General features: G+C 52.2%; 6 protein-coding genes and 1 tRNA gene. 5 read left to right on the top strand and 2 right to left on the bottom strand.

Going from position 1 to position 7392, the window contains the following annotated elements:
• Positions 1 to 22 precede the first annotated feature (22 nt).
• A complete protein-coding gene (locus HW443_RS01360) occupies positions 23 to 826 on the top strand; it encodes a hypothetical protein (RefSeq protein WP_176231098.1) in 804 nt (267 codons plus the stop codon).
• A gap of 234 nt (positions 827 to 1060) precedes the next feature.
• On the opposite strand, the gene HW443_RS01355 is transcribed toward HW443_RS01360, so the two are convergent.
• Together HW443_RS01355 and HW443_RS01350 are read right to left on the bottom strand one after the other, a co-directional pair.
• On the bottom strand, positions 1061 to 1366 hold the full coding sequence (locus HW443_RS01355; protein ID WP_176231099.1) for a hypothetical protein: 306 nt from the start codon (positions 1364 to 1366) through the stop codon (positions 1061 to 1063).
• Positions 1367 to 3529 carry a CHC2 zinc finger domain-containing protein gene (locus HW443_RS01350; RefSeq protein WP_176231100.1) on the bottom strand — a complete coding sequence of 721 codons (2163 nt, stop codon included), beginning with the start codon at positions 3527 to 3529 and terminating at the stop codon, positions 1367 to 1369. It lies immediately after the preceding gene.
• A 138-nt stretch (positions 3530 to 3667) separates the two neighbouring features.
• Here HW443_RS01350 and HW443_RS01345 point away from each other — a divergent pair, with 138 nt between their 5' ends.
• From HW443_RS01345 to HW443_RS01330, 4 genes are all read left to right on the top strand, one after another.
• The gene (locus HW443_RS01345; protein WP_176231101.1) at positions 3668 to 4807 is read left to right on the top strand and encodes a tyrosine-type recombinase/integrase; all 1140 of its coding nucleotides are present in this window, start codon (positions 3668 to 3670) and stop codon (positions 4805 to 4807) included.
• Between the two features lie 196 nt (positions 4808 to 5003).
• Positions 5004 to 5088 (top strand) — tRNA-Leu (locus HW443_RS01340).
• A 380-nt stretch (positions 5089 to 5468) separates the two neighbouring features.
• A complete protein-coding gene (tig, locus tag HW443_RS01335; protein WP_176231102.1) occupies positions 5469 to 6806 on the top strand; it encodes a trigger factor in 1338 nt (445 codons plus the stop codon).
• A complete protein-coding gene (locus tag HW443_RS01330) occupies positions 6799 to 7386 on the top strand; it encodes an ATP-dependent Clp protease proteolytic subunit (protein ID WP_246273205.1) in 588 nt (195 codons plus the stop codon). Before tig ends, HW443_RS01330 begins: the two co-directional genes overlap by 8 nt.
• Positions 7387 to 7392: the final 6 nt, after the last annotated feature.

Genomic DNA, 7392 nt, shown 5'->3' with positions numbered 1-7392 from the left:
CCTAAGATAGGAGGTCAGGAAGATGATGAAGCCCAGAACGATTCTATATGCTTTTCTACTGCTGGTGGCGGTTGGGGCCGGGGCTATAGCCATTTGGCACTTCGATCTTGGCCCTCCCTGGGGAATAACCAAAGAGGATTTGGCCAGAGAGGGAGGCCGAAGTTGGGTGCTCATGTACAAAATGTATGAGTGCCAAGAAGGAGCAGAGTGGGCTGAAGATGACCCCAGAAGAATAGCTGAGAGGAAAATAAGCCAAATTAACGATCAATTTTTTCAAGCCTATGAAGAGGGGGATTTTCCCTCTCCAAAAGAAGAGTACTGGTTTTGGGTTAAGACCAACCGGATAAGGGAGAAGGCCCTGGCCCAGGTCATGGACGAGAAGGAATTCAGGGCTCTTAAAGGCAAGTACACCCTGGAGGAAGCCTATGGCTCAGTGGAAAGAGCTAATGCCATTATGGAAGAATGCGAGAGGGAGATAGAAAAATTTAGAAAGCTTTCATTGGCCAGGGATCAGATGAGAGGACTATTGGTAGAGGCTTTAGATCCCGTATATGTCGAACTCTATGAGCCGCGTGGTGATCGAGCCTATGTGAGATTACAGGGCAGGCTGGTAAGTGATGGGGGAGCAATGCCCAACGTGGGCTTCCGATATGCACCAAGCGGAACTGAGGTTTACAAGACTCGCTGGTTGGGCCCTAGAGGGGCCGGTGCGACTTTCGAATATTCCCTAACCCTACCTCGTGGTAGCTGGTCCTGGCTTGCTATAGCCAAGCATGCTGCCCTTGCCCTACGAAGAAGAAAATATAGTCCAGAGCCAGGGACGTGATTTTACCATACCACCAGATTGAGCAGGCCTCAGGGCGTTAACTAAGATAGCTCTTGGTGGCTAGACTAGAGGCCATTTGTCAGCCCCCAAGCAAAATAGGCCCACTTGGCGCACCGTGTGCCCTGTGTGGCCTCAAAAGCCTAAGGCCTATACCATCTATAGGCCTCAAAAAAGACTGATAATACAGCGGAAAAATAGCATAAGCCCCTTTCAGTCTCCTAAATCCCAGCGGGATTAATGCTCAATCTTTTGGTAGAGAACAGGGCAGTGGCTTTGAGTCCAATCCAGGGTGCCGGGCTGATAGCGGCGGTTCAACTGGATGAGGGCCTGCTTAAAGCTCCTGAGGAAGAGGTCCTGTTCCCTGGCTCTCTCTTCCCGAAGGTAGTGTATGGCTTCTTCCTTGTGGATGCTCACCTCAGCCAAAAGCGGCTCAACCTTCTGAGGATCGGGCTGGCCGTTCCCGCCCCAGGTGCAGATGATATGATCTCCCTTCAGTTGTAACCGATAGCCTATTTTCTTAAGCTCATTCATACACTTCATTTAGATGACTACCTCTCTAAGGTCAGTGAGATTTTCACCATCATCAGGGGGGAGATCCTCTATAAAAGAGGTGTCTTTATATCCATTGGTTAAGGGCTTTACACCTTTACACCCCTGTTCAGAGGGTATATTTCGCGGTATCGGGAAGTGTTCCTGGTTTACAGGGGTTAAGGCTGAGGGTTTAGGGAGCCCCTCTTCATCAGGCAGTGGTTCCCCTATATCCAGGTCGAAAGGGTAGCCCTTCCGATACTCTCCATTGACCAGCCAGCCACCCCTAAGCGCGGTTCTGATTCGCCCTGAGGCGGCCATCTTACTGATGGAAAGCTCGGCAGCCACCACCGTAATGGTGATGCGCTCGCATCCTCTGGCCTTTAGTTCGACTACGGTTTGAATGGCCTGGCGCACGGCGTTGCTGGCCCCGGTAACACTGGCCCGGTATACATCACGAACCAAACCATAAATTCGGCACCTATGATTAAGGACGGCCACTGCCTTGATCAGTGAAAGCAGGCGGGCGTAGTCCCGCAAAATCCTGGAGGCGGCCGGTGACCTACCAATGGCCTCGGCCAGCTCCTCAGCGAAAGGCACCACCACATCCCAGGGGGCGGATACCTGGAGCAAGGCCTGATAGGCAGGTAATGCCTCAGATGATTCTTCGGTCCCGTGAAGCTCAAGCATGGCCTGGCCTTGAAGAGCGCTGCGGATTTGGCTTTGATCGTCTGGCACCTCTAGCGAAAAAAGGCGCGAGTCTAGTTGTGCTCCCAATCTGCGGGTTGCTGTGGTAATAAGAACCGTCGGGCCCTCTTTTCTGACCTTATGCACCGTAAAATTTCCTGTCTCTGGGTCTCTAACTGTCACGTCATAGTGCAGGTGGTGATCTTGCAGTAGATTGCGGACGGCACTTGCCGCCGGGTTATCCTCACCCGCAGGCAAACTATCGGCCTCGCCAAAGACCAGTACCCGATGCCTAAGGGCAACGTCATCGTAGATCAAAACCCGGGGTGAACCAGCGTCGATAATGTGGTAGCCCTCCTCTGGCAGCGACAGCAGTACGATACTAATGGCATAGTTCTTACCCGCGCCTGGTTGCCCGATGAGGGCCACATGCACGGGCATGGCCCCTGGCCGCATGGCCAGCAGGCGCGATGTGGCAGCCAGGTAGATCAGAAGCGGCGGCCGGATGTTGCCACCGTAGCCCTGGCCACGGATGGCCCGCACCACCAGAGCCAGGGGTTTTTTAGAGTTTAATACATCCGCCGCCCGCCGCCTGAGGTCGGTAAGGTTCACCGCCTCCCGTTCCCGTAAAATCTCTGCCGCTGGACGTGCCTTAGCCCGTAGATCTTCGATGAGTTTAACAACGTCCAAGTCTTGAAGGTGCGCCTCGCTTATGTCTTTTATGCCTTCTGGTGCTTCAATGATCCTTAAGTTGGGAATATCAGGGGTGATTCGTTCGGTAAGGTCGGGAGCATCCGGTTCCTGCCAGAGGTACACCTCCAAGCCTTCAAAGTATGAGGCCCACTCTTTGTGCCAGATAGTCTTTCCTGGTAACCCTAGCAGTGGCAATTGGTAAGACCAGCCCGTCCAACAATCACTCTCTCCCTCCACCAGTAGCACCCAGCCTGCGGTGCGGATCTCTTTCAGCCGGCCTAGACCGTAAAGAAGCGGGTGATCCCCTCTTCTCCAGGTAAAACGCCTCTCGCCATCCAAGCTCAGCCGGAACCGCACCGCCACAATCTCGCCATATTGGTCTGCGTAAGGAATGCGAACAGCGGGAACATCATTGCGGTGGATGGTGGAACACCCAAGGCTCTTTAGCTGTAACACCCGTAAACCCTTGGTTTCAGCCAGTTTCTCCAGGGATATACCCTCTGAACAGGGGCGTAAAGGTGTAAAGCCCTTAACCAATGGATATAAAGACACCTCTTTTGTATCGGGGAATAAATCTCTCATCTCAAGCCCCAAGGCGGCCACGATATCCTCCACCCGACAGCCGGCAAAGCATTTCAAGAGCACTGTTCCATTGCTACTGGCGGATATGGAAAGACTGGGGTTCTTATCCTGGTGGGCAGGGCAGCGGGCAGTGTATACGCCGCCGGTTTTCTTTACCTTCTGGAGTTTCGATAGAACTTTTTCTAATGGTGTGTTATAATTTGAACTAGACACGGTATATCTCCTTTCCGGCCTCAAGCTCGCCCGGTTTGGGGCCTTTCCTTTATAAAAGGCGCTAACTTCATGGGGAATCTCCTTTCAGCTCTGGACATCCCTCGGCCAACCATATCTGCGTGTCAAGGAGGGTAAAAGATGGCTTCAGGATGTCTTATCAGGCGGCCCACCCGAAAAGGAGTAGTGTGGGCAGTCAAGTTCCGGGATCAGGAAAGAAAGCAACACTTCAAGACTATCGGGCCCAAAAAGAAAGACGCCGAGCGGGTGCTGGCTGAGGTTATGCGGGAGGTTCACCGGGGAGAGTATCGGGAGCTTCCCAACCTTAGCTTTGCCGAGTTCGCTAAGAGGTGGCTGGAAGCACAGGCGGCCAACGTACGGCCCAAGACTTTGGCTGGCTATCGGCAACATCTTAAGGATAGGATCATTCCCTACTTTGGTCGCTACAAGCTCCGCTCTATCACCACCGAGATGGTAGAGGCCTTCAAGGCCAGGCTGATGGAGGAAATATCAGCGGCCACCACAGGCAAGCATCTGTGTACTCTCAAGATGGCCCTAAAGACAGCGGTTGTCTGGAAGTACCTGCGGGAGAACCCGGCAGCCTATGTTAAACCTCCCCGCCACGTCAAGCCAGAGCCCGAGTTCTTAGAGCCTTCCGAGATCCAGGCCTTGATCCAAGCTACCGATCCCGGTTATCGGTGTCTTATCGCCACGGCCTGTTTTACTGGCTTGCGTCAGGGAGAATTGTTAGGCTTGATATGGGGCGACCTCGACTTTGCCAGCGGCCGGATCTACGTCAGGCGTAGCTTGCAGGGCGGGATACTGATGGAGCCCAAATCAGCCCATTCCAGAAGGGCTGTAGATATACCACCCTCTCTTGTCCAGATGCTAAAAGAACATCAGGCCTTCCAGGCGGCTACCTTAGAATTCAACGAACTCAGCCTGATCTTTCCCAATCAGGCCGGCCAACCCATGGATCGATCCAACCTTCAGGTGCGCATATTCGAGCCGGCTCTAAAAAAGGGCGGCTTGCGAAAGATAAGGTGGCACGATCTGCGGCACTCTTACGCCAGCATGCTGATCAATGATGGGGCTAACATCAAATACGTCCAAAAGCAACTTGGCCATGCCTCCTGCCAGGTAACCCTGGATACTTACAGCCATCTTATTCGGGAAGCCGGGTGGGAGGCCATAGGAAAACTGGACGGCTTACTTTCGACCCAGGGAGACATGGTGCGGATAGCGGAATCAAAGGTTGGCCACGAAGTAAGTATGATGTAGTACGAAAGCATTGTGCTACCAATCTGCTACCAAAATTTGAAAAAACATGGTAAAATACAGTGCAACATGACATTGGTCGAATGGCCATTTTCCCTGGTCAGAGGCAATATGGGCAGTCATGGGCAAACATGGAAAAAGGGTTGGGGCAGCCTCTTAATCCGGGTGTCGCAGGTTCGAGGCCTGCACGACCCACCAGGCGAGAATGGCGGAAATGGTAGACGCGCTGGACTTAGGATCCAGTGGCTCAGGCCATGGGGGTTCGAGTCCCCCTTCTCGCACCATGTTTTTTGAGGGGTAGATTCTGATAGATAATATCTATTCATATGTTGACCTATCTACGCATTTTGTACCGGGAGTTCCCCGGGAAGTCACGCCTGTGGAGAGAGTGTAAGACCTGGTATCCAGGCAGTTCTCGCCGAAGCAGGAACCGAACATCAATCTACCTTGTGTAGGTTTGTATAAGTTTCGGAGAACGGACTAGGATCTGGGTCCTAGGATCTAGATAGTCCGCCCGGTCCTTAAGGAAAGTTTTTGGGGAAAGGCTTTGGGGTCAGAATCTGGATTCTAGTGCCTGGGTCCTAGATCTTTTATGGACTATAAGGCGGCACGCTGGTCGGTATTGACCGATTGGTAAAAACATCAGGCTAAAGGGGTTAAGAAATTGAAGACAGCGGTTGAAGATGTGGAAAAGAACAAGGTCCGGGTAGTAGTGGAAGTTCCTCCAGAGCGCTTTGACCGGGCCATCTCCAAAGCCTACGCTTCTATTGCCCAAAAGGTGAGAATTCCTGGCTTCCGGAAGGGCAAAGTTCCGGCCAGGATTATTGATATCAATTTGGGTAAAGAGTATATAATCAAGGAGGCTATCGAGAAGGCCTTGCCTGACTTTTACCTGGAGGCTGTGGCCAAATCTGGTGTCAGGCCTGTGGACAAGCCACAGATTACTTTGAAGCAAGCGGAGCAGGGCAAGCCTCTCATCTTTGATGCCATGGTTCAGGTGGAGCCCCAGGTAAAGTTAAAACAGTACCAGGGGCTGAGTCTGACCAGGAGGAAGGTAGAAGTTTCTAATGAGGAAGTAGACACCCAACTGGCGGTGATACAGGAGAGGTTTGCTCAGTTGGAGATATCGTCCAAAGATAAGGTGGAGAAGGGCCATTATGTTCTGGTTGATCTGGATGCCCATATCGGTCAGGCAAGATTGGAAGATGGTTTAGCCCAGGATTATCTGATGGAGGTTGGGTCAGGCAAACATGTCAGGGAGATAGAAGAAGCCCTGGTGGGGATGGAGAGGGGACAGTCTAAAGAAATAGAAGTGGAATTTGGACCGGACCATCCCCACCAGAAAGTTGTAGGAAAGAAGGCCACCTTCAAAATTGGCCTTAAAGAAATAAAGGAGAAGAGCCTGCCCCCCCTGGATGACGACTTTGCCAGCCAGGTAGGTGAGTTTAATACCATAGATGAGCTCAGGGCATTTGTAAGGGATCAGATATCTTCTGGCAGGGAGAGAGAAGCGCAGAATCTCTTGAGGGCCGAGGCAGTGGACAGGCTAATAGAGAATGCTGAAATCGATGTTCCTCTGGTCATGATTGCGGACAAAGTGGAAGGTTGGATAAGGGAGCTCTCCTCGGATCTGGAGAAAAGGGGAGAAGATCTGGAGAAATTTCTCCAAACTAAAGGGAGGACCAGAGAGCAGCTCAGGGCAGACTATGCCAGGAGGGCGGAGAGAGAAGTGAGGAGAGACCTGATCCTGGACCGGATCGCTGAGCTGGAAAAGCTGGAAGTGGATGAACAAGAGGTGAAGGAAGAAGCCAGGAAGATCTCCCAGACGAGTGAAGATAACCGGGAACAGCTTTATGAATATTATACTAAGGACATAGGATCGGCCATCATCAGGAGGGGTCTCTTGCGGGAGAAGGCCCTGCAGTTAGTGATCGATCAGGTCGATATGAAGATAGAAGAGAACAAAGGTGAAGGTGAAAATGAAGATGTCCAGGATGTCTAATTTGATACCGATCGTCGTCGAGCAAACCAGCCGGGGAGAAAGGTCCTTTGATATCTACTCCCGTCTCCTTAAGGAAAGGATTGTCTTTCTGGGGGATGTGATCGAAGACTCCCTGGCCAACGTAGTCATGGCCCAACTCCTTCATCTGGAGGCAGAGGATCCGGAGAAGGACATTAACCTCTATATTAACAGTCCTGGTGGCTCTGTTACTGCCACTCTGGCCATCTATGACACTATGCAGTTTGTCAAGCCAGATGTGTCCACCATCTGTATGGGGCAGGCTGCCAGTGGAGCCGCGGTGCTCCTGGCTGCAGGAGCTCCAGGCAAGCGATATTCTCTGCCTAATGCCCGCATTCTGCTCCATCAGCCTCACGGCACTACTTCCGGGCGGGCCATGGACATCGATATTCAGGCCAAGGAGATTCTGCGCATGAGGGCTGTGCTGAACCAGATTCTGGCCAGGCACACCGGTCACCCCATGGACAGGATTGAGCAGGATACGGACCGGGGTGACTTCATCCTGGTAGCGGAAGAGGCCAAGAAATATGGTATAATTGACGATGTTATTTTCAAGAAGTAGCGGGGA

Origin of the sequence: Candidatus Hakubella thermalkaliphila, assembly GCF_013281975.1 — a bacterium.
In the GTDB taxonomy this organism is placed as follows: Bacteria; Actinomycetota; Humimicrobiia; order Hakubellales; family Hakubellaceae; genus Hakubella; species Hakubella thermalkaliphila.
This window is presented reverse-complemented; position numbering and strand designations above follow the sequence as displayed.

Excerpts from the sequence above, each read along its gene's own strand:
- HW443_RS01360 (WP_176231098.1), top strand. The coding sequence starts at position 23 with ATGATGAAGCCCAGAACGATTCTATATGCTTTTCTACTGCTGGTGGCG.
- HW443_RS01355 (WP_176231099.1), bottom strand. The coding sequence starts at position 1,366 with ATGAAGTGTATGAATGAGCTTAAGAAAATAGGCTATCGGTTACAACTG.
- HW443_RS01345 (WP_176231101.1), top strand. The coding sequence starts at position 3,668 with ATGGCTTCAGGATGTCTTATCAGGCGGCCCACCCGAAAAGGAGTAGTG.
- HW443_RS01330 (WP_246273205.1), top strand. The coding sequence starts at position 6,799 with ATGTCTAATTTGATACCGATCGTCGTCGAGCAAACCAGCCGGGGAGAA.